This is a genomic window from Flavonifractor plautii ATCC 29863, from assembly GCF_000239295.1.
GTDB classification, from domain to species: domain Bacteria; phylum Bacillota; class Clostridia; order Oscillospirales; family Oscillospiraceae; genus Flavonifractor; species Flavonifractor plautii.
The window spans coordinates 1-2391 of sequence record NZ_JH417654.1 but is presented as its reverse complement, the minus strand read 5'-3'; the positions used below and the strand labels follow the sequence as shown (position 1 = coordinate 2391).

At 44.4% G+C, this 2391-nt stretch carries 2 protein-coding genes; one reads left to right on the top strand and one right to left on the bottom strand.

Annotation, left to right across the window (positions count from 1 at the left end):
* Positions 1 to 374: 374 nt before the first annotated feature.
* Positions 375 to 605, bottom strand: a complete 231-nt coding sequence (locus tag HMPREF0372_RS18965; protein WP_007488722.1) for a hypothetical protein — start codon at positions 603 to 605, stop codon at positions 375 to 377.
* 405 nt (positions 606 to 1010) lie between these two features.
* Here HMPREF0372_RS18965 and HMPREF0372_RS02605 point away from each other — a divergent pair, with 405 nt between their 5' ends.
* Positions 1011 to 2183, top strand: coding sequence for a hypothetical protein (locus tag HMPREF0372_RS02605; RefSeq protein WP_039996554.1), 1173 nt, complete (start codon positions 1011 to 1013; stop codon positions 2181 to 2183).
* Positions 2184 to 2391 lie beyond the last annotated feature (208 nt).

Genomic DNA, 2391 nt, shown 5'->3' with positions numbered 1-2391 from the left:
GTTCACCGTCCAATATGTTTGACAAACCTACAGTAAATAGCTACGCTATATTTTGCGCCGTTTTAAGGGACATTCCTTAACGGCAAGCAGGGCAAGTGTAGCCACACTTGCGTTTTTGGCAAGCAATTCGAGTGTGAACACACTCGATATTTTTGCGCCGTCGGGCGGCAAAAATGCTTGCCAAAATACTTGTTGGGGAGCCTCCCCAAACCCGGCTGGCTGCGGCCCGGTGCTGACGCTCCGGGCCTTAACTTTGGGACAAAATGTCCCAAAGCAAAAATGCCGGGGAACAGCCAAAACTGTTCCCCGGCAGATCGGAAAATGTGGAAAGTATTTAGCAATATCCGTGCATGACATATAATCGTATTACCCCCTCAAAAACCGAGGCTGGAAACCCTTGCAAACAGGGCGTTTTTTCGGGCTAAATGTCCACACATCAGTCCTGCTTTTTTAAGGTGCTCCCGGTAGCAGAAAAGACAGCCGATCCCCTTCCAATAAGGACACCCCGCACAAGGCGTTCCTTCCGGTGCCTTCTGCGGGGCGGGTGTTTCTGGATGGGGGATCTCTTTCATCATGCGCTCATAGGGACTGTTGGTAAAGTTCATAAGTCAACCTCCGTTCATGTTCAACCCAATCCCCCCACCCTTTCCCAGTCATGGGAAAGGGTGCGGTTCTGGAGGATTCATCCCCCGTCACGCCGCTGGAAAATAGAACAGCCGGGGCCGCCAGTCAAGGGCAAGCCGCCGATAAACGGCGGTGCTGATGCACCCTTGACGGACAGCTCCCGGCTGTTCTGAACGATATGCGGCGACGGGGGATATACCACCCGAGCCATGTTTGGGGGGGAACGGTTTGGGACAATTTGTCCCGAAGTTAAATCGTATATCTTGGCGAATAGAACACTGTTGTAAAGCCAATACAAAACGGTAAATTAGTTGAAAAATGTATATTGTTGGGGTAATATATGTATACCAGACCATAGAACACATTCAAGATAGTGGGGTGCAACCATGATTAATACTTTGGATGATATTATTTCTGCTGTTGAAACAGTATCAAGTTCAATTCCTCAAATTTCGGACACAACTAATTTTTGGATGGTGCGCTCCAAGCAAGGCGTTTTTTACAACGAATATGTTGCTGGGGGATATATTGCTATTGGGTGGAACCCTCTAACCGAGGCGGTTTTATCGGGTAGCCATGATGACGATTACTATAAGCAAATCCTTAAGGACAGTAACTATCCGGATAAAATGCCCGGAACTGCCCTTAATAAATGCCGTCGTTTTATAGAGGAGATAAAGTCTGGCGACATTGCGATGATCGTCGGAAGATCTGAAATCGCATTTGCTACCATTGGTGATTACTTTGAGGTTGATTTGGACACCGCAACAGCAGAAAAAGAGTTAGAGATCCATACCCAAATCGAAACAGGAACGTACTTAGGGCTGAATTGCCCATATAAAAAGCGGCGGCATATTTCTATCATATCAAAAGTTGATTTGAGCTCTGCACCTCCCATGGTCTACAAATGCCTGGTTTCCAACCGTCACAGCTTGAGCTCTCTAAACGAGTATGCTGACGCTATCTTAAGCTGCTGTTATGATTTGTCCGTCTACTCTAACCGCTTAATCATCAAGTATCATATTAGACAGCCCAGAGATATTAACCCCTTTGATTTTTCACTGTTCACCTTATCCATGGCGGACTTAATCTCAGATGATCGGCGTGAATTAACCGGAAAATATAATTTAAACTCTGAAGGCGATGTAGTTTTCTTCCTCACAAACTTCGGACAAGATATTCTTGTTTTCTTGAAAGACCACCTCGTCCCCATCTTATTAGGATATTTTATTCTGTTTGGAGGAAAAGCCGCTGGAATTGAATTTCCGTCCTCTATAGAAAAAATCAAAGACCTCGTGGCTGATTTTCTTTACAGAAAAGAAACAAGGCGGATTAAAGTAGCTGAAGCTGATAAAGCAGAAGCCGAAGCAGAAAAAGCCAAAGTGGATGCAGAACGCAGTCGTTTTGAATTAGAAGAACTGAAAAAACAGGCCCAAGAAAAAGCCAGTCAAACTGTAGAAAACCTTACTCGTGCCGCAGTACCACTTAACATTAAGCCTCCGGCAAATAATATTATTGATATTACGGCACTTTTTCAAATTGACGACGAAACCGAGTAATACTAATATCGTGAAATACTGATTGCCAACGACCCGAATACCATTTTTGTTGTTCGTAATTTCGTGGAATCCTATAATTCCACTCCGACCATGGGTGAGTCCTATAAGGGCCCACCCATTTTTTAATAATTTGCAAATTAGTTTTGAAAGTGGTACAGAAATGTACTACTTTTTTCTTTTGGTAGTGTCAAGGAATTTTCGCAAAATG